Genomic DNA, 23,110 nt, shown 5'->3' with positions numbered 1-23,110 from the left:
AATACCTCCCCAAGTCTTGATTACTCCTTCGTCGCAGTACAAGTTCCCTCTAAAACTGTTTAAAACGCAAATTAATGATAAGATGAGGTCATTTCTAGAATAGCAAGCGCTTTCAATCGAAACAAAAGGCAACAAACAAATGCAATTTTGAGTCGTCTTTGTTGTTTCTTACATCAATATACGATTACGTCGTCATACGTATTGGTGCTTTTGTAAGATAGCAGACCGACCAGGCCCGAGGTGAAGCTGGCATCTGAAGCGGAGCATACCGTGGTAAAGCCGCTTCCGCTGTCCACCTGCAAGCTTAATCCGCTGCCGTTCAGCACTGCTCTTACGGTATATTCCGTATTCAGACTATAGGAAAAGGTTGCGCTAGTCGCTAAAACGGTATAGACGCCGGATTGCTGTTTCCAAATCGTCCACTTTTTTGACGTGTCGCTGTAACCGAATCTGTAGAAATTATTGAGGTCCGTGTAGCGGGCGATGAGAGAAACCGAGCCGTCCGATACCATGCTGGACGATTTCACCTTGGCTTGCAAGCTTATATTGGACCAATTTTGTCCGGTAGTTACCATGGAGCTGCCGGTAGCATTGTTGGCCTGATAACGCGGCGTTCCGTCGCTTATAATCATCCAATTCGCGGCTGAGCCTAATGTTGTATTCCAACCTGCCGCATCCCCATCATTGAAATTGTCACTTAGTAATGTACCCGAACTGAGCGGGCTTACGATTACGTCGTCAAACGTGCTGGTGTTTTTGTAAGTTTGTAAACCGACCCGACCTGAGGCGAAGCTACTGTCAGTAACGGAACACACAGTGATAAATCCGCTTCCGCTGTCCACCTGCAAACTTAAGTCGCTGCCGTTCAGCACAGCTCGTACGGTGTAATCCGTATTCAGATCGTACATAAAAGATTCGCTTTTCGTCAAAATCGTCCAGGTGCCGGATTGCATTTTCCAAATAAGCCACTTCGCCGACGCTTCGTTGTAAGCGAATTTGTAGTAATTGTTGTTGTCCGTATAGCGGGCTACAAGAGAAATGGATCCGTTCGAAGATATCGCGGAAGACTTCACCTTGGCTTGCAAGCTGATATCGGACCAATTTTGTCCGGTAATTGTCAAGGCATCGTTGGAAGAAGAGACGCCCTGATAACGCGATGTTCCGTCATTGACAATCGTCCAATTGGCAGCCGAACCATTTGCCACACTCCAACCTGATGCATCTCCATCGTTAAAGTTGTCGTTTATTAAGGGCAACGTAACGGTAACCGCAGCGGTTGCTGTCTTTCCCTGGTACGTAGCAGTGATGTTCGACGAACCGACAGCAATCCCCGTGACCACACCGGTTGCCGCATTAACGGTAGCAATATTGGAATTCGACGAGGAATACGCAACGCCGCTGGTCAAGACAGCCGTCCTGTTGTCGGAGTCGGTTGCATAAACGACTGGACTCTCCGTCGAACCAACGGCAACGCTGTAACCGGTGTGGTTAAAGCTAATGCTGGACGGAGGAGTGACAGTAACCGTAGTTGTAGCTGTTTGACCCTCGTACGTAGCGGTGATAATCGCCGAGCCGGCGGAAACCCCCACGACAACCCCTGTTGCGGTATCAACCTTAGCAACATTAGGATTCGAGGATGAATACGCAACGCCACTAGTCAAGACAATCTTCGTGTTGTCTGGCAGGGTTGCCTCAACAACCGAGTTTTTCGTCAAACCGGCTGCGACGCTATAGCTTGTCGGGTTGAAGCCGATCCCCGTGACAATAGGGCTGACAATTACGTCGTCATACGTATTGGTGCTTTTGTAAGTTAGCAGACCGACCAGGCCGGAGGTTAAGCCCGCGTCTGTTGTGGAGCATACCGTGACAAAGCCGCTTCCGCTGTCCACCTGCAAGCTTAAGGCGCTGCCGTTCAGCAAGGCCCGAACGTTGTATTCCGTGTTCAGACTATACGAAAAGGTTGCGCTAGTCGCTAGAACGGTATTGACGCCGGATTGCTTTTTCCAAATCGTCCACTTTTTTGACGTGTCGCTGTAACCGAATCTGTAGAAATTGTTAAGGTCCGTGTAGCGGGCTACAAGAGATACCGATCCGCCCGATAACAGGCTGGACGACTTCACTCTGGCCTGCAAGCTCATATTGGACCAGGCTTGTCCGGAAGTTGTCATGGAGTCGCCGGAAGATGAGCTGGCCTGGTAACGCGGCGTTCCGTCATTAACAATCGTCCAATTAGCGGCCGAGCCTAGTACCGCGTTCCAACCAGCCCCGTTTCCATCGTTGAAATTGTCGCTGAACCATGTCAATTTCAGCGGTGTTGGCGTTGGCACGGCATACGTTATGCCGGGTCCGTTGTAGGCGCCGCGGTTCGGCGCAGCCGATGCGGATACGCTGTTGCCCCAGTAGTCTTTGCCGCCGTTATTGGCCATTAATAATCCGGAACTCAATGCCGGAGAGCCTGCTTTCAGCAAATAACCGTCTACGGTATCTCTGTTCAAAGCTTTTCCCGGATTCGCCAGTAGCGGATCAGACGTTAATTTGTGCGGATCGGCGGGCTCGGTTGCCGGATGATTGCCGTAAAACAAATTGTAGTCGAACGTATTATTGGTGTTGGATGTAAGTCTATAACCGCCGGAGCCGTAATTAACAATAATGTTATTATAATAGGCCGTATTGTCTGGAATGCCACCCCAATAGCTGTGATGGAAAATTCTCGTGTTTAATCCGGGTCGTACGTATATCGTATTATTATAAATTTTTGAATTATCCACCGTACCTGTGACGTGAATGACGCGCTCCAAATCGTTTTGGCTGATGTTGTACCTCGCAATGCCATTGGTGCTTGTTCTGCCCCGGCTCCCGTCGGAAGCAAACAGTAAGAATCCGCCTTCGTTATCGTGGCTGTAGTTGTATTGGATAATGGTACCGTCCTGGGCGTAGTCAATATCGAAACCTTGCCCGTCATTCGTATTTTGCGTCGCAAAGGCTTCGTTATATTGAATAATGGTGCCATCGGAGTTCCAAGCCCAAATTCCGGCGTTAGCCAGACCTAAATCATTGGAATTGGCATAACTGTTTACATTGTATTCGATTAAAGCATTCACGGCGGTAGTCACCAGAATTCCGTCTCCGAACGTTAAATGAACCGCGTTATTTCTGACGACAACGTTCGTCCAGGCCGAGTAGGCGCCAGAGCCGGTAGTAGCGCCGGGACGGATGCGCCATAATGAATGCGTAACAATACCCGAGCGGGAAACGTCCTCAACCCGGTTGCCTTCGATCAACACATCGTTGAATCTGGTCGATACCGAGGTGCCCATCGCGCGAACGGCGATACCTCCCAAATATTTATTTTGCCCTTCGTACCCACCGCGCACCTCATGCACGTAGTTATTCAAGATTTTGATGGAGTTCAACGTGCCGAAGTCGGTAGCATCTACCAAAATACCGGCAATGCCGTCAACCATTGTGTCGCTTTTGTTCGTGACCTCCAGATTCTGAATGACCATGTATTCCTGGTTATTCAAATAAACCGCGCCACCGATCAGACCGCCCCCTTGAATAAGCGGTTTGCTTCCAGTACCGTACTGATCGATCGTAATAGGATTGCCGGCACTCCCCGACCCTTTGGGGTACAATTGGCCTGTCCATACGCCTCCCGCTTTCAATAAAATCCGATCGCCCGGCATAAACACCGTGCTGTTGACTTTGCTCAAGCTTTGCCAAGCGGCTGCGCTGCTCAGACCGTTGTTGCTGTCCGAACCGTTGACTGCGTCCACGTAGTAAGCATTACCATTACCTGCTGCACGTGCTACTTCGAAATTCCCGCCAAAAACAGCAACAAACAGCATGATGAAAATCAAAGCAGGACTAAACCATTTCTTTGTGGATCTGATCATTAGAAATACCTCCCCAAGTATTAGTTACTCCTTCATCACAGTACAGCTTCCCCCGGAAATCCTGTTTATTTGTCGCAATATTCAAACTATTTAAAACTCAAATTGATCATAAGATGAGGTCAGTTCTACCTTGGCCGCCTTCGCTTTGTCACTAACCCATTGATTCAATTTTTGTTCGATGATGGCAGATCTTACGGCATCTCGTACTTCTTCCAGCGGTTTATCCCCTCCATGGATTCGTTCCGTCAGTTGAATAATTTGCAAAGAATCGCGTTCCTCCCAAATATCGCTAACATCACCTTCGCTTAAACCCTGTAGAAGTTTTAAAAAGCCTTCGTCATCGATTCCAGGTTCCATAATTTTGCGGGGATTAAACGATCCCTTCTCTACTTCTCCGGAGACATTGTAGGCTTGTGCCACCAGCTCAAACGCTTTGCCTTTACTAATCTCCTCCTTAGCATTCTGTGCTTTCTTGTACGCTTCTTTCCGATCATCGAGAGGGAGCGTAATTTTGTAAAAGCTGTACATGTCGGGCTGATGAAACATGGTAGCAGCGTTTGCTTCATAATAGGCTTGAAACTCCCCGTCGTTTGGACTCCAAGCCGAATCGACAGAGAGCTTTTGCATGATTTGCAGCTTTAAATTCGACATCCAATACGCATAATAAGCAGCTTCTTCGTATTGAACCGGTCCGTAAATAGGCTCTTTGTTTTTGACCGCTTCAGCTCTGCGAGTATTTTCCTTTTGAAACTGAACTGCAAAATCGGAATAATCAATTTTATCAACCAAATCATTTTCTTTGGCCAATAACTGAATAACCTTCGCCACTGTCGCTTCCTTTAATACTGTTTGCTTCAAATACTCCTGTGGAGTCCCTCCTTCTCCGTAGCTTGTGTTCCAGAAGTCTTTGCCATACTGCGCTCCGTATTTCTCCACAAAGGTCTGAATGACGCCGGAACGCAATTTTTGTGCAAACAAACGGAATTCGCCTACTTGGAGAGGAGCGCCGTTCACCGTTGCAATAGGGATAGTTGGATTGCCAGATGCAGGAGGTGTATGGGCTCCGCACCCTGTAACTGGAAAGATTCCACATATACAGAGCAGGAAGAATAATTGCCGAAAATGGGCAGAAAGGGACTTCATCGGATGTATCTCTCCTTCCATTTGCATGATACTGGTTTGATGTGAGTAGCAATGCATTTGGCAACTGCAATTGCCAAATTTCTCAAGCATTCCGAAATTAGTAAGCGCTTTCTAAATTCAAAATAAAAAATAAACCAATTAATAAAATTACTTTCACTGTTTCACTGTGACATTAACCATACCTGAGATCCCTCCCCTCCAAAGCAATAAATTGCTCTTTTATTCTAACTCCACTATACGCAGTACAAAAAAAGGCAACAATGAACAAAAGGGTGCAATTAATAGAATAAATTCATACTCTTATTGGTTGATAAGCTTGGTACCACCTTTTAACTAAGCAGGGTATTTTCTATGAAATTTTGGTGATTTTCTTAAACCTTATGCAAACCAAAAAAATGTAGTTCGGCATCCGTCAACCTATACTAAGTTTTGTGTACAGGCATGAGAAAACCTCCGTCAAAGTAGCTGCTTATTCTTCGACAGAGGTTTCATTTCAGGATAATTGTTTATTCCTCCAGTTCAATGGCAAGAACAGTAACATACTCGGTGGGCTTATGAGCAGGCAGGCTAACCGTCAGTACGCCAAACGGCTGCTCGAACGGCACTTCTCCAACACCGAGCAGCCGCACCGATTTGACTTTATGGGATTCCGTCAGCGTCCGGACTACAGCTCTGTTATCATCCGGCCACCGCATCTGGAAAGCATATAATGTATTTCCACGCTTGGTGAATCGGAAATCGGACGCTGTCCATGCCACTTGATCTTCCTCGAAGTGCTTAATGACCACGCTTGACGGTCCCTCTCCGAATACATGGAACGGTCGCGTGCCGTACACGGCTTCCCCGCTTATTTTGATCCATTTGGCCAATTCCTTCAGAATGTACGTACATTCATCATCCAGCGTACCGTCCGGCTTCTGCGGAATGTTAAGAAGGAGATTGCCGTTCTTGGAAATAATATCAACGAAAATTTCAATGACATGTCGAGGTTTCTTGTATTCTTTCCGAACATTATAAAACCATTCTCCGACGCAAGTATCCGTTTGCCACGGGTCCGGTTTAATACCAGACTCCTGGCTTCGTTCGATATCCAGAACCCCGAGCGAGTAAACATCCCGTCTCCGATCCTTCTGGTTATATACGGCACGATTGACCCCGTTGTTAGACTTCGCACTCGTATTGTATAGATGCGCAACCGCATGAAGACCGGCTTCGTATTTACCTCGCGATACAACTTCCCCCTGGCCATTTTGGGCGAACGGCACTCCCCCATCCGTATAAAGCAGATCTGGCTCGTAAAGATCTATTAATTCCTTAATAGTATCGAACCATCGTTGGTGCCACCAAGGATTTGAACTGTACCAGGGAGCCGCATCCCAAATAGTGGCATTCGGATTGTAGTGTTCCTGATTAGGCAAGTAAAAATCTTCAAACTCCGGGTCATTTCCATCATAGGGAACACCTGCGAACGGCCCTTCCTTGTCGCAGCCTTTGTTAACCGCAAACCAATTGAACGTCGGACCCCTATGTTCGGTAACGCCGAAAGGCAACCCTCTCTTTACTGCGGCAGCCTTCCACAGCTGTACGAGATCCTTGTAGCCGAATTGCGAAGGGTGACCGTAATGCCGTGTGTGATAAAGATTCGTCTCCGATCCTTGAATATACATACCACGGGCATACCAATCCCCGTACATGGGAACGGATTACGGTCCCCAGTGAGACCAAATCCCCAGTTTAGCGTCTCTATACCAGTCCGGACATTCAAAATTATGCAACGATTCGAAAGTCGGTTCGAAAGGTCCTTTTGTAATGTTAGTCTTAAGCATTGTTTTACCCCCTATTTTGAAAGAGATTTAAAGCCATCCGCAGCAAATGACAAGCTGAAGTTCATTACTTTACGTTTTTTTACCATAACCGTGGTGTTTAGCCTCCCCATTCTCAACTTTATGAGTAATTTATTCGTTATAGGCAATCGCTTTCGCTAAAGCCGCCAGCCTCTCGGCAACGGGTCTTTTATCGGTAGGATGAAGATCGTAAATATCCCCCAAATCCGAGCAAACCGCCAACCCCACATTTGAGAGGCTTTCGGATACTAGTCTTTGTGCTTTTCTGACATTCTCAAATCGTTCCCATACATCGTACTGGGGAAGTTGCACAAGGAGAAAGGGAAACTCGTATCCCCATTTTTTTCTCCAATCTTGAATCATCGCTGCGAGTTTTATAGAATAATTTAGATCAGTCTCATTACTTTCCCCTTGATACCAGACTACGCCTTTGACATTGCAATTTGTAAATGGAGCTATCACCCCATAATAGTAATTACAAGGGATAAAGCTTCCTTTGATTTGTTCATCGCTGCCAAAAGCATCTTCACTCATCCAATATTCGATCTTGGTGCCTCCTACAGAGCTTAAAATGATACCCACAGGGACATCGATGAGTTTATACAACTCGTTGCCAAATATATAGGCGATTGCTGAAAAATCTGCTGCAGAGCTATATGATGCTTGACACCATCTTGCGTTTTGAACATCTTCCCTTGACGTATCATTCAACAACATATCGTGCTTGAACAATCTGAGATTCGGTACATCGGCCCCCAAAAGTTCGTTCATGGAATTATCGATTCTCACTGTAGCCAACTCCATATTGGATTGACCCGAGCATAACCAAACCTCGCCAACAAGCACATTCTTCACTTTAATTTCCTCAGAACCGGCCGATATTTTTATATTGAATGGTTTTCCCGCTTCTAAAGGGGGAAATTCTACTTCCCACTTCCCGTTTATTACCGGAGTGCGTTTATTATAGTTGTCTAAGGAAATGTGAACCTCTGATAATTCTTTTGCCTCTCCCCATATTCTAATAGGCATTCTTCTCTGAATAACCATGTTATCTGAAAATATAGCCGGAATCCAAAGTTTGTCTGTATGCTTATCTCTTGCAACAACAGGGGTATGATCAATAAACTCTTCGAAGTTCAATCCGAATCCTTCTTGCTCAACAATCTGCGTCATTTGAACAGATGCTCCGTCCGCAGATAAAACCTCAAATTTCATTTCAGCCGCCCGGATGTTATTCCCTTTTTGTATGTTATATAGTTTGATATATTCTTCTCCTTGACCATCTAAAAGGAATGTCCCTAGTTCCGCCCAATGGGGCTCCTTGTCCGTAAAATCAACTTGTATTACTTCTTTTTTAATGCTACTGATTTCGTAAGTATGGATCCCCGTTCCTTTAACAATAAATGCCCATATTCTCACATTCGCTTTACACCTTATTTGCGGCCTCCAAATCGCAAATGAGTTATCATCGGAAACTGAGTATAGGGTTCGTTTAACCGCACTATCGCCTGTGTAGTTGGTTACAACCCATTTGCCAATAGCCTCGAAGCTTCCCTGTAAATCAATTTTCATGTCCATAACCGTTCCTCCGCGTCATCAATATACTTATGAGTGCCATTGATGTTAAGCCCTCCATTACTTACGCATGTTTATAATTCGGGTATGTTCTGACCAAGCACACTTCGTACCTCTTTATTCAAAAGGGGAGTAACTCGTCCAGAATTGGATAATTTTTCATTAAATTTCCCTTATGAATTTGTTCGATTGTAATATGTGGAAATTTTCCGCTGTGACGCCTTGATCGTTCTGCCGTCCGATTTTTCCACCTGCAATAAGCTAACATATGTCTAAAGAAACATGTGACTCAAATCTACAATATTTCGATTACAAAAAGTTTCGCTTAATGCTGTCGTAACTGGACGCTTATTTTTTCTGAATGAACGCCCAGATTCCTCCAGAGCAAAGAATATGGGTCGCATGGAACAAGAACTCATCATCTGTCAATACCGATTTCAACTTTACCAATCGCCCGTCAGGAGTGATTTGCTTGTGCCTATCGTTGTTTTCAAGCAAAAGACAATCCGGGTCGTTGACCCATAATTTATTGTGCTGCCAGTTCCGCCAGAAGCATTCATTGGCTACTTTCTTAAAATTCCCCCACGATCTTAAAGTGTCATCTGTGGTTCTCATGCCGTGAACTATGCCCAAGGAAGGCCACATCGGAGCGTTGCAGCCGAGCAAGAAGCTGTCGGCTCCTGCTCCGAGGAGCATGGCCTTCATTCCTTCACGATATGCTTCAACGCGGGTTGTATTAAGCTGGTAGTACGTACCGCCATGCAGCGCGCCCCACATGTTAGCATCCAGCTTGAAGTAGCGGCAGCCCCACTCATCCCTCATTGTCTTGAATACATGCGTCAAATAATCCTGAGCTCCCGGATGGGTACCATCCAGCATGTACCACGGAGAGCAGCGCCAGCCACCGAATGAAACAACATCCGACGAGAGCGGGTTCCCCCTCTCGTTCTTAATAAACCAATCTGGATGATTCTTGAATAAGCTCGATTCTTTTTCCGCTATAAAAGGGGCTACCCAAATGGCAGGCTCAAACCCTTTTTGTTTGATAGATTGACACAGTGCTTTCATGTCCTTGAACGCTGCGCCGGGAATAACCAATCTCCCATATAAGCCTGATAGCCATCGTCGCATTGAACATATTTCAATTCCGGATAATGGACGGACATCTCATCAACTGTAGCTATAATATCTTCTTCCCGAACAGCGGGTCCGTAGCAATACCAGGAGCACCATCCCGTCGGCGTTTCCTCTACCGGCAAACGCGGATGATTAGCGGAAATTTCCACGCAACAAGTACAATTTCAAATTTTCCCTTGCCGAATCGGAATTCGCCGTTGAAACGGTGACATGAACTAAATGCCATTAGTACATGATCGGCATCCATTGGCGAGAGAAAAGCCAGATTGTATACGGTTTGGAAGCTTCCGCCTGTGGAATCTTGTAATGATCCCGATCGCTATAATGTGTTATAGATTCCTTATTCTACCTCTACTTTCACTTGTATGATCCCGATCTCTTAATCCCTTTACTGTGCCATTTACTTGATAACCGTATCACGCGTAACATCTTACTTCGTAAATCGCAGCTGAAGGATCCCCATTGGTCGCATCGATCACAACTCGCAGTTTGGAGGTAAGAACACTTTCGTCAAGCTGATGACGAACATGTCGTTGATAATTGCCTTTCACGCTGATTATATCCTGCCACTCGTCACCGACATAGGCCTGTACTCGGTAATCTTTGGCGCATTGCGGATCACGGTAGAAAGGACCATAAGCATGATATTCCCGAATCAAATGGCCTGGGAAAGTAATTTCAACCGTTCTAATGAACTGCGCTTTCTCCCAAGCAAGTTGAACCCATTGAGATAAAGGCAGCGCAGGGTCTGATTTCCATAAGTTCGTATATTGATACGGTCGTGTCACACCACTAATTACGTTTAATGCACTGAACACAGACTGTGCTGGCGATATGAGATAACTCATCGTTACACCACGATCAACCCGACGCATCCGGCCTTTGCCCATTTCAAAAGCAGCTACGTGGCCAGAAATAATGGTGCCAGCTTCATGCCAAGTGATATGAGGACGGGCATCCAACTCCAATCTGACATAGCTTTGAGCTTTTAATCCGTCTTGGGGACCCAGGTTTGCTTTCCACTTCACCCATTGACATCCACCTGGCGGAACAGTGAGTAAGGCAGAGCTAATGAATCCATTTTCAGGTTCCATCCGATAATCCCAGATATGATCGACGTTCACTAGCGCTGCACGTATTTGTTGAGGCTCATCCGAATGATTCGTCAAGCAAACAGATAACGATTCGATTTCCGGGGATGCAATAGCAATCCATTGCCCACGCCGATTTCTTAAAGGCTCTTTGGGGTCTGTTTCGGGTTCGTTCCATTCCAATAGTCTTGGCAGTCGATCTTGTGTTTCTGGACCTGCACCATTCAGCAGCATTTCGCTGCTCGCAGTAATAACGGCTTGACGTGCAATATCTCCTGGGTGTTCGTTGACAACATTCGGTAAAAAACAACCGTCGCGTAACAAGTTCTGCTGTACCTCTTTTATCACTTTTGTCGGCACTTCTTTAATAGAAAGTCCGTTCTTTAAAGCAATTGCAGCGGAAGTACCAGCCGCCTGACCCATTAGTGCCGTTGTCGCCATGACGCGAACCGTACCTAATGCGGCATGTGTAACGCTCACGTTACGACCTGCCATCATTAGATTATCCAAGTCTTTCGCGATTAAAATGCGAAGCGGAATGCCATAAGGTCCACAATAGCTTTTAATTGCATAGTCACTTGTCTCGTTATAGCCTTCAGCGCTGGCTGGTTCACTTGTTGGCGCCAGCAATCCACCTGGTGTGTGCAGATCAAGAAACCAACCGCCATAGGCGATTTCGTCTTCAAACACAGTTCTATTTATCGGATCGTGCTCCGTCATGAAATATTCGCCCATAATACGGCGGCTTTCACGTTTACCTGGTACTTGACCCACCCAGTCGAGAGCATAATTGGCTGCTAGTTCCTTCGTTTTCGGATCCTTATTTTTGATCCAGTCCCAAATCCCCAATGTATGTCGGGTCAGTTCGTGACGAATATCCTCGGAATCATAAATCGTATGCCAAGGCACCCCGATCTCAATCCACCAGTATCCACCTCGGATATCATACGTATGTCTGCCTTGATCATAGAAAAAGCTTGGATCTTCATGTTGTACTGCCCAATCCGGAGCTTCGAATGGTACGGGACGACCCATATTCACCGTTTTAAAATGGATTGAGTTCCCCATCGTATCTCCACTTGCTGTTTCGGGAGCATGCGGTTCACCAAACTCATCGCGACCCTCGGAACCCATACGCCATTCACAGCCAGCCCAATCCGCCACAACACCGTCACCCGTGCAATCTATAAAAATGTCACCTGAAACTTCAATTTCCGTTTCTGCATTAGCGACACGGACAAGTAATGATTTAATTTTTTTGTCACCATCTTTAATAACGGCTTGAACCGAAGTGTTTAAGTGAAATGACAGATTAGGCGTTTTCATGGCCATATCATACATGGTTAAATCCCAAACGCTATTCGTCCATCCGTTCTCGAAAATCTCTTCGTGATTTCGTGCTCTTTCCTCGATAAGCAACTCAGAAAGAATACCTGTTTCTCTAGCGTACGCATGGAAATTAGCTGCTCCATGAGGGGTAACGCGTACTTCGGATGAGCTATTCCCTCCAAAAACAGGCCTATCCTGAATCAAGCATGTTTGCGCACCATGACGAGCAGCAGCAACAGCTGCACAAAAGCCAGCAAGTCCTCCACCAGCCACGACGACTTGATATTTTTCTGATGTCTTCTTCAATGCTTCCTCTCCATTCAAAGATATTTGTTGAAGAAATTATAGCGTCCTGCTTACACACCTACTATAGCCCCTCAGTATTTCGTCAACAATTAACAAAACATTGTATTTAATAGAACAAATTCATACAAAAAAATCCATGATGATTTATCATGGAGGTAGCGTCAAGAACTTTGTGTAAGATAAGGTCTCGCCCCGAAGGATCCTCGGGCTGTAATCAGCAGGTACGTCATGAATACTTGGCGCTTGAGCGCCCTTATATCCCCTAAGAAGAAATCGAGCGGGAACTGACTGAAGAATAAGTAAAAACCAGTCAAAAACACGAGAATACAGTGTTTGACTGGTTTTTATCACTATAGTTCTCCGAAATGAACAGCACTTTTAGCTGGGCGTTTATGCTACTTATAATTCATTCTCTACTGTTTTCAAAAAAGAAAGCACAGCAACATTCATCTGCTCCAACCCCGGCTGTTCAATCGGAAAATGACCAGCACCCTCTAAAACTACATATTCTTTTTTACATTTTATACTGTCAAAAAACGGTTTACTGAAGCTATAAGGAGTCATAGGGTCTAATTGAGGATGAACGAGTAATACCGGACAAACATCAAAATTCTCGGGTTTTATTACCGGTTTCATATTTAAGAACGTTCTTAATAAGCGTAGAGGAATTTTCGTGCCTGCTGCATGAGCATCGTTCATAATGAGTTTGGTCATTTCGACGTTATTCGTAATCAATTTCATCCGAGATACCTTATTAACAGAGATATGCAAGGAATCTAATAAAAAAGGAAATTTGTCCATAAAAAATTTTCCTAACCGACTAATGAGTTTGTTAGGAGCTAACTGATCACGAACTTTCGAATTACTCGTATCAACAAATGTCGTTGCAACTAACCCTTTGACTCGCTTACTCTGTACAGCGGCGTGATAAGCTAACATCCCTCCTATACTGGTACCTAGCAAGATAATAGGTTTGCCGTCCTGTTTCAATTCCTGATCGATCAATTCAACTAGTATGTCAATCCAAAGCTGATAATCTAATGATTTTACCGAATTTGTATAACTTAAACCATAAGGCGGTAGATCCGGCGACACGACTTCATAACCGCATTTTTGCAGCATTCGTGCATAAGGAGCCAACAATCTGCCATTGCCACCAGCACCATGAATGAAAACAATTTTTAATTTTGCATGCGGAACAGGCATACGATCTAGATGAATATGAACATTGTTCCAAGTCATCCATTCTTCTGTTGGTAAAAGGTTTTCATTTATCTGCATTTCTTCAGGAAAAAATTTCTGATATTGTTTCCAGTAGATCACCGATTGATTATATGTTGAAGATTTATTCATGAATTTGCAGTTCATAATAGCCTCCATATTAACCTTACTACTCATTAAGCCGTTCTACCTGGTGAATCCATTGCAAAAATGATTGAACATAACGCTGCAAATATTTGCGAGTCGTATCATCCGTGAGCTTACGAGTATTTGAATCAATCTTATCCGTGATTTGAGAAATATACATTTTTTGAGCCGGCATCACATAGGACTGGGTGGCATCCAACGTTTGCCTGATTTGCTGCTGCGAAAGAATCGTCCCTTTTGCACCAGGTGTTGCGCCTATCACACCTGCAGGCTTATGAATTAAGACGGCTGTTCTGGTAGGTGTCGATGCCCAGTCCAGTGCATTTTTTAGTACTCCTGGTATGCCTGAGTTGTATTCCGGGCTAACAATGAGAATGCCTTCCGTCTTTTGAATCGCCTCGCGATAATGCTTAACTGGATCTGGCCCTTCTTCATGATCCAAATCCGCGTTGTAGAGGGGAAGATTAGCAATCGATATGTATTCATATTCCGCGGAATCTACAAGTTCTGGAATCGAATTCGCAATCATTTGATTAAAAGAGCTCTCCCTCAAACTTCCTACAATAATCCCTATTCTTTTTGACATCAGCCAACCTCCAGAATTCATTCTCATATAATCATACATACTTTCCTTACTATGCGTGGAAAAAAATTAGTTTAGGTGCCACTGCTATTAACCTCGCTGGTTACCAACCGGCAAAACTGTCTTAATTTATATAATCTTAAATTTAAGATATACAACAAAAATTATTGATTATTAGCTGCTTTTTTATCAATAAGCCTTTTAGGCGTAACATCGTTCCCAAATTCATCCATAACAGACACGTTCAGAAGCGTTGTTAATAGTTGCCCGCGTAAAATCTGTAAATACTGCGTCCGAAGCGCTGCTTGTTCCGCTTTCTCAGTATCAGATAGACCTGAACTGCGCTCAATTCTGCTCAATTCATTAATACGATTCAAAATTGGAATCATTCTCATTACCTCCTTAAAGTCGTCTGCCTAATATCTTAAAATCATTTATCTTAATTTAAAGATACATGATTTTAAGATAACTGTCAATAGCTTGTATTCAATCTAAAAGCAATTAAAATAAGTTTAGCGAAGCTAAAAATGAGTGTAACTCAGGACTTGTAAGGTCCTAGAGAGCACTCGTTTCTCATTAATATGTGTCCAATAACTTTATTTCACAGCGGAATTTGTATTCAAGTTCTCAACAATGACTACAGATTTTGATTAATCTTCGTCAAAAGTTGTTGAAGAACTTGCTGATCTTCTTCGTTGAGATTCTGAACGATCTTCTCTTCTACCCGTTGGAAGGATAGTTCGAAGTCATTGATCAAGGCAAGGCCCTTGGGCAGAACATAGATGTTCTTCTGCCGTTCGTTATGAGCGGGAATCTTCCGTTCGATATATCCCTTCTTCTCAAGTCCCTGAAGCATGCTTGTGATGCTTGCTCCGCGCACATGGAAACGTTCGGAGAGATCTTTCTGAATAAGGCCTTGTTCCTGATGTTCATGGATGAAGGCTATTAATTTTCCTTGCTGAGAATTCAAGCCCAGTTCTTTAATGCTCTCATCGGCTTGTTTCTTTAATTTAAGTCCGATAAGCTGCAGCATTTCCAGAAACGAGGTGTCGGGGTTGGTATCTATGCTGGACTCCTCCTGTCTAACGATTAAATTTCTAATTGTAACAATTGCCCAACTTAATTACACACCAATACACAAGAAAGTTGGAGGAATTGGACGTGGCATTGCCGAGCGGTTATCGGAATTAGGGGCCAAGGTGGTCATCAATTATTCGAATAGCGCAGAGGATGCGTTAGCTTTGGTGGATACGATCTTGAGCAATGGAAGCAAAGCGTTGGCGGTTCGCGCCGATCTCAGCAGAATAAATGAGATTGAGGAGATGTTCACCAAGACGATGGCTGAGTTCGGCCAAGTGGATATTCTGATTAACAATGCGGCGGTAATCACGAACAACCCTCTGTCCGAGGTGACTGAGAAGGAGTTCGAGCATCAATTCTCGGTTAACGTCAAAGGGGTCTTCTTTGCTTATCAGCAAGCATGGAAGCATATGGAAAGCAACGGGAGAATTGTGAATATCTCTACAGCAGGGACGAAACTAACCTTCCCTGATATGAGTGTCTATGCGAGCACCAAGGGTGCGGTTGAACACCTTACTCGTCAGTTAGCCAAGGAATTCGGTTCCAAACAAATTACCGTCAATGCAGTAGCACCTGGCCCGATACAAACCGACCAATTCTTCGTTGGCAAGTCAGAAGAAGAAATTGAGTTCATGAAGGGCATGAACTCCCCTTAGCCGCACGGGTACTCCTGTGGATATCGCCAATGCCATTGAATACCTAGTGAGCGATAAAGCCGATTGGATCCGGTCAGACCATCCATGTTAACGGAGGAATGAATTGAATCATCGAAACCTTATGATGACGTCCTTGCTCGTCTGCGGCTTCGTCGGCATGTTCAGTGAAACGGCGCTGAATATCGCCATCAGCCATCTGATGGAGGTCTTCCACATATCGGCCTCTGCCGCGCAATGGCTAACGACAGGCTACCTTCTGACGCTCGGCATCCTTATGCCGATGACCGGATTGTTGCTGCAGTGGTTCACCTCCAGGCAGTTGTTCATCATCTCGCTTGTGAGTTCGATAGCCGGCACTTTGATCGCGGCGATGGCGTTCGGTTTCGAAATGTTATTGGCAGCCCGTGTTCTGCAAGCAATCGGCATGAGCCTGCTTCTTCCGCTCTTATTCAATATGATCCTTGTCGCTTATCCGCCAGAGAAGCGAGGCGCGGCGATGGGCTCCGTCGGCCTCGTCATCATGTTCGCGCCTGCCATCGCCCCGTCCTTATCCGGGCTGCTGATTGAATACTTGTCCTGGCGTTACCTATTTTGGTTTTCCTTGCCGTTACTAGGGATAGGATTGTTAATAGGACTGAGGTACTTAGAAAATGTAACGAAGCGTACGAGTGGCCTTTAATGTCAGCTATTTCAATCCTGACATTAACTTTCTTAGCTTCTGCAACCACAGACTCTAAAGCATTAACTAAGTTTACAATATTAACAATGCTGCTCTTGAATACATCTTTCAATTTAATTGTTACCTGTCATTCCTTCGACGCTAACCTCATTGAAGGATACTTATTCCTTTTTAAGAATACAAAATATATCAAATTAAAAAGACGAAGTATTTTTACCCTTTTGAGTAAATTCTTTACTTCGTCAATGTCGGGGCAGAGGAACCAGGATTTGGTGCAACAATTAATTGTACTACACCCATTGAGATATTTGTTCTGTGTCTATTTGCTTTACAACGCAACATTACATGCTACAATATTGGCAGCACAAATGACGTAAAGAGGAGAACTTATGCATGAATTAATTGTCACACTTAATCATCCGCTTGGCATGCACGCCAGACCTATTGCTGTATGGGTTAGCTTAGCAAAAACATTCGCCAGTGATATATCCGTCACAACCGGAGGACTCACTGCGGACGGCAAAAGCGCACTGCAACTGCTTACACTTGCCGCCAAATATAAAGACGAACTCCACATTCGGACTTCCGGTCCCGACGAAATCGAGGCGCTTGCTACGCTTGTTGCACTTATACGGAACCATTTTCCACAAAACGAATAATCGGAGGCAACCCATGTTATCCGCACGACAACAAAGCATCCTAGCACGGCTGCTTGATGAAGTAGCTAGCGTCACACTGGAAGCGCTTACGATGGCATACAGCATCTCACCGCGGACAGTTCGACACGATCTGCTGCAAATTGAGGATTGGCTGCAAGGTCTCGGTATCGGATTGGAACGGAACCGCGGACAGGACATACGTCTTAGGCTAACTGACGAGCAACGGGCTGGACTGCTTGCACGGCTGAATACACGGCCAGAATATTTGGACTCAGAGCGTCGACAGCGCTGGCTGTTGAAGCAGCTACTCGAGGCCTCATGCCTAAAAACCGACAGCGTCTTGGACGAGCTCCGCATCAGCAAGAGCACACTCCTGTCCGATTTGGCTGAGCTGAGTCCTTGGCTAGCCAAGCGTGAACTTTTACTCATCCGTGAGCGCGGCTGGATCAAGGTGAGGGGCAGCGAACACTACACAAGAGTCGCATATTTGGAGTTGCTACGTGAAGAAATTACGGATGAGAGGCTGCTCCTCGTCGTGCTAGGGGACAGGCAGGAACGGATTGGCACCCAGCCGTGGAATTCGTGGTTTTCTTCGAAAGATGCCCATTTCTTGTTTGACATTGTAAGGGCACTTGAAAAAAGCATGGAGGTGGAATTTTCCGACGCCAGCTATTCAGCATTGATTTTACACTTGTTGATGGCGATGGAAAGGCTCAAGGCAGGCCACTTAATCCGAATGAATGAGGAACTGTTCCATGAACTTGGAGCAACGGAGGAATTCCAAACAGCGCAGACTCTGGTGGTACCAGAGCTGGAGCGATATTTTGCTGTCAGCGTGCCCCCCGAGGAAATCGGATATATCACCCAGCACATTCTCGGCGCACAAAAGGAACGCGAACAAGCAAGTAGCGATTCGCTATATGTAAAGCTTGCTAAGCAGATCGTCATTGAGGTTGAAAGGACGCTCGGGTATCCGCTTCTGTTGGCCGATCGGGTCGTACACGGGCTCTCCATACATTTAAAACCTGCGATGTACAGAGCCAAGTTCGGACTACAGACACAAAATCCACTGTTAGAGCAGTTGGAAGCCGAATTCGGTCCGTTGGTTGACACGATTGAACAGGTCGTCCAAGAAGTCATTCAACCGCATGGAATTGCATTCGACCGAAATGAAGTTGGTTACATCGCACTGCACGTCTCAAGCGGTCTAAACCAAACGCTATTGCCTAGACGCAAGCAGATAGCGATCGTCTGCAGCTCTGGACTCGGCACTTCAGCCATTTTGCAGCGACGGATGGAATCGCTCTTTCCAAGTGTAGAGATCATCGGACGCTTCTCGTACAAAGAGATGAGAACGATCTCTTTTACCGATACGGATGCCATTCTTTCAACAATTGACATTGCTCAGCAGCTCCCTGTTCCACTGCTCAAAGTATCCCCGTTATTGACGTCGATCGATCAGGAGAATATCAGTCTGTTGCTCGGAATCTCCCCCTTAACACGACCGATGGAAGCCGAAACAATGCAGAAGATAAACGAGATTCTTCGTATTACTGAGCGGCATGCCGAAATCAAAAACAAGAGCGAGCTGCTGAAAGAACTGCTTTATATGCTTCAGGGCAGAAGCGACTCCAATGAACAACTGCTGCTAACAGATTTGCTTCCTGTCAACTCTATCCTGTTGCAGCAAGAAGCCGCAAATTGGGAGGAAGCCATCCAGTTCAGCAGCAAGCTGCTTCGCGAACGTGGTCTTACGGGACTTCAGTACGAGGAGAAGCTAACCAAAATGATTCGCGAGGGAAAGCACCATTTTGTCATTGGCGAAGGGATAGCCTTCCCTCACGCTTCTTCGCAGGACGGCGTTTTCGGAACAGGCTTCTCTTTGGTCACGCTGCATTCTCCAATTGCACTAGGACCTGGCGGCCAACCTGTCTGGCTCCTGATTACACTTGCTGCTTCCGATAAATCACGGCATATGATGGCATTATCAACCCTTTTGGACGCACTGAACGATCCCGATTGGATGATGTTCTTGAAGATAACAAAAGATCGGAACGATGTATGGAGTCGGCTGTTCCGAAAGGAGGCGGTCTTGCCATAAAAAAAATTTTGATCGTGTGTTCGAGCGGGTTGGGTACCAGCTTGATGATTCGCATCAATCTACAGTCGTTGTTAAGAGAACTCGGTGTGGATGCGGATATTGAGCATACCGATGTTTCCTCGCTTGGTAGCTGTGATATCCATCTAATCGTCGGTGCTAAGCAAATTATCGATTCCCTGCCAAAGAACGACAACCTCGAGATGCTTGCGTTGGATAATATTGTGGATAAAACACACCTTAGAGAACGGTTTATTGCAAGCTGCTTTTACGACAATTGGCGCGAAAAGTAAGGACAAGAACGAGGACAAGGACGTGGGCTCTCCTCATGAACTGGACACAGCTTATCAATAAAGGAATGCTTGGGGAACCAGCCTTTCTTCTCGGCTTCATCGCTTTGCTTGGTTTGCTTCTGCAGAGGGCCCCGCTGCAGAAAATCATTAATGGCACGATTAAAACAATGCTTGGTTACATTTTATTGCAAATCGGCGCATCTGCTGCTGGCTCGTCCCTGTCGAATTTGTCAGCGATCGTGCAGCGCGGCTTTCAAGTCATCGGTATCATCCCGCATAACGAGACAGTGACCGCCCTGGCTCAGATCAATTACGGTCAGGAAATCGCCATTTTTATGCTGATTGGCATGATCTTACATCTGTGCATTGCCCGGTTTACACCGATCAAGTACGTATTCTTGACAGGTCACCATATGCTGTTCATGGCCTCGATGCTCGCTGGCCTGCTCGGCGTACTACCGATGCCTAAGTGGCAAATGTATGCCTTCGGTAGTCTATTTCTGGCACTCAGCATGTCTTTCGGGCCTGCCGTGCTTCAGCCCTACGTTCGCCGGGTGACTGGAGGCAACGAGTTCGCCATCGGCCATTTTAACAGTGTCGGTTACCTGCTTGCAGGCTTCATCGCCACATTATTCCGCTCCAAAGAACAAAAACCTGCTTCAGAATGGCTTAAACACGTACAACCCTATTTTCAAGATCATATGACCGTAATAAGCGTCTTTACCTGGGTGTTATTCTTAGTGTCTGGATTATTCATTCCTGTCGAAGGAATCGGAGAAATGTTCTCCGGGCGTCACTTGATTGTCGTCTCGACAATTCAAGCCGTGTGGTTTGCCGCAGGAGTGTTTATCATTTTATCAGGTGTGCGCATGATGCTAGCGGAGATTATCCCTGCTTTCCACGGTATTGCCGAAAAGGTCGTACCGGGCGCAATTCCCGCTCTTGATTGCCCAGCGTTGTTCACCTACTCGCCGATTTCTGCCATCGTCGGCTTCCTGCTTAGCTTTGCCGGTGGGTTAATTGGCATGACAGTGCTCGCTAACGTTCAATATACGATTATTATTCCAGGTGTTATACCTCATTTTTTCTCTGGCGGCGCGGCAGGTGTCATTGCCTATAAGATCGGCGGTCGGCGCGGTCTGATCACCGCTTCGCTCTGCCACGGTTTCGCTATTACAGTACTGCCTATATTCCTAATCCCGCTTCTGTCTGGACTCGGTTTCATCCGCGCGACATTCGCCGATTCGGACTTTGCTATCGTCGGTATTCTCGTGCACGAGCTACTACAGCTTATAGCGAGTTTGCTAGAGTAAAGGGCTGGTTGTTCCAGCCCCTCCTCATTAAAAAACGCTCTTTGGTATTCCCTCCTACCATCTTCTTCGTTGTTTTTCTCAGAACTCGCTTGTATTTCCTCCTTTCCATTTTTCTGCCGTTTGAAGTGGCAAAAATTTGATCTTCCAAGTTGTAAGCGCATCCATTTATGATAGGGTAGCAAGATTCAATCCTATTTCATAAGATTCTGGAGGCGTTATTATTGAAAAAAACATTGACATCCATCCTTCTTTCCGGCCTCATGCTAACGATGATGCCTACCCTGCAAGCAGGAGCTACAACAACGACAGATACGAAAGATGCTGCTGCCAAAACGCCCAAATCAAAAAACGTGATTGTTTTAATCGGTGACGGTATGGGTCCTGCTCAAGTTTCGGCTGCAAGAACGTTCTCCAGGCATTTTTTGAACAAACCTCATTTGGAGCTTGATCAGTACTATGTCGGCCAAGCCACTACCTTTGCTGAACGCGGCGAAGATGAAACGGGCGTAGTATCTGGGGAAGTGACCGACTCTTCTTCATCCGGAACTGCGATCGCTACCGGGCATAAGACGTACAATGCAGCAGTCAGCGTCTCGAATGAAGAGGTGTCGAAGCCATTCGCCTCCATTATCGAAGCTGCAGAGCAAGCGGGCAAATCCTCTGGCCTCGTCACAACGGCAAGAATTACACACGCCACACCTGCCGTTTTCGCTTCGCACGTTCGCAGTCGCGATAATGAGAGCGCTATAGCTTCACAATATTTGATGGATCAGAAGATCGAAGTGCTCTTCGGCGGCGGCAAGCAAAATTTTGTCAGCAAGCAGGACAACGGCAAGCGTACAGACAAAACGATTATTCCCGATTTCGAAGCAAAAGGCTACAAGGTCGTATACGACAAGCAAGGTCTGCAAGCCTTGGATGCTGCTGCTGGCAAAGCGCTTGGCCTGTTCGGCAACTCTCACGTCAGTTACGTGCTTGACCGTACAGACAAATCCCCAAGCCTCGCAGATATGACGAAGAAGGCGATCGAGATTTTAACTACAAACGATAAAGGGTTCACGATGATGGTTGAAGGCGGGCGAATCGACCATGCTAGTCATGCGAACGATTTCCCGTCCGTTATACAAGAAATGCTTGATTTTGATGCTGCTGTGAAAGTAGCGATGGATTTTGCCAAAAAGGATGGGAATACGTCCGTCGTCATCACGGCAGATCATGAAACTGGCGGCCTCTCGCTCTCACGAGACACGATTTATGAGCTGAACGTCAACAATTGGAACCGCCCAAAAAAGTCATCTGAAGGAATTGGCCCAAAGCTAAAAGCTGCCAAAACTGCCGAAGAAGTGAAGGCCATTGTGGCTGATAACACCGGCTTTGACGATTTGACAGATGAAGAAGTGAAGTTCATATTGGCTGGTGATGGTTCATCTTTCGTGCAAGAAGGCGCGTATAATGCGGTCATTGCGAAGCGAATGCTAGTCGGTTGGAGTGGTCATGGTCATTCTGCGGTTGACGTAGGCGTATGGGCGTACGGTCCGATTGCCGAGCTTGTAAAAGGACAAGTGGATAATTCGGATATCGCGAAAGCGGTAGCGAAAGTAGCGAATTTGGATTTGGATGCGGCTACGGCTGAGCTGCAAGCAAAATACTTGTATCCGAGGTTCAAAGTGACGCGCGAAGGCAATGTTCTGTATCCAACTCGCGAATTGGCTGCAACTTTCGGTATCGATGTGAAGTGGGACGAAACGACAAGAACGGTAAACCTTAGTAAAGGTGTAAATAAGGCAAGCGTGAATGTGGAAACAAGTGCAGTCAGTTTAAAGGGAGCTCAAAGTGGGTTTAAGGTGAATGTGGACAACAGTACGCTGTACTTGTCGCTAGATGTGTTCAATCAGTTAACCGGCAAAACGATGAAATGGGACCCGCTTTCCGAGCGTATCGTATTAAAATAAATTCCAAACGAGAATGCTTTGGCGGAGCTGAACATTGGAGGCAGGGGATTTGACGTCCCTTGTCTTTTTTGTTGAGCGGAGGGTGCCACATCACTTCTTTCTGCTCGG

At 45.9% G+C, this 23,110-nt stretch carries 16 protein-coding genes and 2 pseudogenes; 7 read left to right on the top strand and 11 right to left on the bottom strand.

What is annotated here, in order from left to right; translation table 11 throughout:
• Window positions 1-173 precede the first annotated feature (173 nt).
• From IEY34_RS12790 to IEY34_RS12745, 11 genes are all read right to left on the bottom strand, one after another.
• Complete coding sequence (locus IEY34_RS12790; RefSeq protein ID WP_189012024.1) at window positions 174-3,896, bottom strand: Ig-like domain-containing protein; 3,723 nt, start codon at window positions 3,894-3,896, stop codon at window positions 174-176.
• A gap of 90 nt (window positions 3,897-3,986) precedes the next feature.
• Complete coding sequence (locus IEY34_RS12785; RefSeq protein ID WP_189012022.1) at window positions 3,987-5,039, bottom strand: peptidylprolyl isomerase; 1,053 nt, start codon at window positions 5,037-5,039, stop codon at window positions 3,987-3,989.
• 506 nt (window positions 5,040-5,545) lie between these two features.
• Window positions 5,546-6,706 (bottom strand): alpha-L-fucosidase, encoded by a 1,161-nt coding sequence (locus IEY34_RS12780; RefSeq protein WP_229757621.1) that lies wholly within the window; start codon window positions 6,704-6,706, stop codon window positions 5,546-5,548.
• Window positions 6,707-6,742: 36 nt separating this feature from the next.
• Window positions 6,743-6,865 carry an alpha-L-fucosidase gene (locus IEY34_RS36750; RefSeq protein ID WP_229757620.1) on the bottom strand — a complete coding sequence of 41 codons (123 nt, stop codon included), beginning with the start codon at window positions 6,863-6,865 and terminating at the stop codon, window positions 6,743-6,745.
• 129 nt (window positions 6,866-6,994) lie between these two features.
• Window positions 6,995-8,461, bottom strand: coding sequence for a sialate O-acetylesterase (locus tag IEY34_RS12775; protein WP_189012020.1), 1,467 nt, complete (start codon window positions 8,459-8,461; stop codon window positions 6,995-6,997).
• A 345-nt stretch (window positions 8,462-8,806) separates the two neighbouring features.
• Window positions 8,807-9,589, bottom strand: coding sequence for a glycoside hydrolase family 36 protein (locus tag IEY34_RS12770; RefSeq protein WP_189012018.1), 783 nt, complete (start codon window positions 9,587-9,589; stop codon window positions 8,807-8,809).
• A gap of 422 nt (window positions 9,590-10,011) precedes the next feature.
• Complete coding sequence (locus tag IEY34_RS12765; RefSeq protein WP_189012016.1) at window positions 10,012-12,321, bottom strand: FAD-dependent oxidoreductase; 2,310 nt, start codon at window positions 12,319-12,321, stop codon at window positions 10,012-10,014.
• A 399-nt stretch (window positions 12,322-12,720) separates the two neighbouring features.
• Entirely contained in the window at window positions 12,721-13,719 is a 999-nt protein-coding gene (locus tag IEY34_RS12760) for an alpha/beta fold hydrolase (protein ID WP_229757619.1), read from the bottom strand.
• Window positions 13,712-14,275, bottom strand: coding sequence for an NADPH-dependent FMN reductase (locus IEY34_RS12755; protein WP_189012014.1), 564 nt, complete (start codon window positions 14,273-14,275; stop codon window positions 13,712-13,714). The genes IEY34_RS12760 and IEY34_RS12755 overlap by 8 nt, the downstream gene beginning before the upstream one ends.
• 161 nt (window positions 14,276-14,436) lie before the next feature.
• Window positions 14,437-14,661: a DUF896 domain-containing protein gene (locus IEY34_RS12750; RefSeq protein WP_189012012.1), complete on the bottom strand. Its 225-nt coding sequence runs from the start codon at window positions 14,659-14,661 to the stop codon at window positions 14,437-14,439.
• Between the two features lie 248 nt (window positions 14,662-14,909).
• Window positions 14,910-15,305 (bottom strand): MarR family winged helix-turn-helix transcriptional regulator, encoded by a 396-nt coding sequence (locus IEY34_RS12745; protein WP_189012010.1) that lies wholly within the window; start codon window positions 15,303-15,305, stop codon window positions 14,910-14,912.
• 76 nt (window positions 15,306-15,381) lie between these two features.
• Between IEY34_RS12745 and IEY34_RS12740 the strand changes: the two are divergent.
• From IEY34_RS12740 to IEY34_RS12710, 7 genes and pseudogenes are all read left to right on the top strand, one after another.
• Window positions 15,382-16,115: pseudogene (locus tag IEY34_RS12740) on the top strand (SDR family oxidoreductase).
• Window positions 16,116-16,129: 14 nt separating this feature from the next.
• Window positions 16,130-16,675, top strand: a pseudogene (locus IEY34_RS12735) (MFS transporter); the annotation flags it as partial.
• A 401-nt stretch (window positions 16,676-17,076) separates the two neighbouring features.
• Entirely contained in the window at window positions 17,077-17,346 is a 270-nt protein-coding gene (locus IEY34_RS12730) for an HPr family phosphocarrier protein (protein WP_189012008.1), read from the top strand.
• A gap of 13 nt (window positions 17,347-17,359) precedes the next feature.
• On the top strand, window positions 17,360-19,447 hold the full coding sequence (locus IEY34_RS12725; protein WP_189012006.1) for a BglG family transcription antiterminator: 2,088 nt from the start codon (window positions 17,360-17,362) through the stop codon (window positions 19,445-19,447).
• Window positions 19,448-19,491: 44 nt separating this feature from the next.
• Entirely contained in the window at window positions 19,492-19,737 is a 246-nt protein-coding gene (locus IEY34_RS12720; protein WP_229757627.1) for a PTS sugar transporter subunit IIB, read from the top strand.
• 35 nt (window positions 19,738-19,772) lie between these two features.
• Window positions 19,773-21,050 (top strand): PTS ascorbate transporter subunit IIC, encoded by a 1,278-nt coding sequence (gene ulaA, locus IEY34_RS12715; RefSeq protein ID WP_189012002.1) that lies wholly within the window; start codon window positions 19,773-19,775, stop codon window positions 21,048-21,050.
• Window positions 21,051-21,310: 260 nt separating this feature from the next.
• On the top strand, window positions 21,311-23,002 hold the full coding sequence (locus tag IEY34_RS12710) for an alkaline phosphatase (protein ID WP_189012128.1): 1,692 nt from the start codon (window positions 21,311-21,313) through the stop codon (window positions 23,000-23,002).
• Window positions 23,003-23,110 lie beyond the last annotated feature (108 nt).

It is taken from the genome of Paenibacillus marchantiophytorum (assembly GCF_014640555.1).
Lineage (GTDB): Bacteria > Bacillota > Bacilli > Paenibacillales > NBRC-103111 > Paenibacillus_E > Paenibacillus_E marchantiophytorum.
The sequence above is the reverse complement of the archived record's forward strand: the minus strand, read 5'-3'. Positions and strand labels throughout refer to the sequence as shown.

Coding starts and splice junctions, on each gene's coding strand:
- IEY34_RS12760 (WP_229757619.1), bottom strand. CDS start 13,719: ATGAGTAGTAAGGTTAATATGGAGGCTATTATGAACTGCAAATTCATG.
- IEY34_RS12745 (WP_189012010.1), bottom strand. CDS start 15,305: ATGCTGCAGCTTATCGGACTTAAATTAAAGAAACAAGCCGATGAGAGC.
- IEY34_RS12785 (WP_189012022.1), bottom strand. CDS start 5,039: ATGAAGTCCCTTTCTGCCCATTTTCGGCAATTATTCTTCCTGCTCTGT.
- IEY34_RS12775 (WP_189012020.1), bottom strand. CDS start 8,461: ATGGACATGAAAATTGATTTACAGGGAAGCTTCGAGGCTATTGGCAAA.
- IEY34_RS36750 (WP_229757620.1), bottom strand. CDS start 6,865: ATGCTTAAGACTAACATTACAAAAGGACCTTTCGAACCGACTTTCGAA.
- IEY34_RS12730 (WP_189012008.1), top strand. CDS start 17,077: ATGCATGAATTAATTGTCACACTTAATCATCCGCTTGGCATGCACGCC.
- IEY34_RS12755 (WP_189012014.1), bottom strand. CDS start 14,275: ATGTCAAAAAGAATAGGGATTATTGTAGGAAGTTTGAGGGAGAGCTCT.
- IEY34_RS12780 (WP_229757621.1), bottom strand. CDS start 6,706: ATGTATATTCAAGGATCGGAGACGAATCTTTATCACACACGGCATTAC.
- IEY34_RS12770 (WP_189012018.1), bottom strand. CDS start 9,589: ATGCGACGATGGCTATCAGGCTTATATGGGAGATTGGTTATTCCCGGC.
- IEY34_RS12790 (WP_189012024.1), bottom strand. CDS start 3,896: ATGATCAGATCCACAAAGAAATGGTTTAGTCCTGCTTTGATTTTCATC.
- IEY34_RS12720 (WP_229757627.1), top strand. CDS start 19,492: ATGATTCGCATCAATCTACAGTCGTTGTTAAGAGAACTCGGTGTGGAT.
- IEY34_RS12710 (WP_189012128.1), top strand. CDS start 21,311: ATGCTAACGATGATGCCTACCCTGCAAGCAGGAGCTACAACAACGACA.
- IEY34_RS12725 (WP_189012006.1), top strand. CDS start 17,360: ATGTTATCCGCACGACAACAAAGCATCCTAGCACGGCTGCTTGATGAA.
- IEY34_RS12750 (WP_189012012.1), bottom strand. CDS start 14,661: ATGATTCCAATTTTGAATCGTATTAATGAATTGAGCAGAATTGAGCGC.
- ulaA (WP_189012002.1), top strand. CDS start 19,773: ATGAACTGGACACAGCTTATCAATAAAGGAATGCTTGGGGAACCAGCC.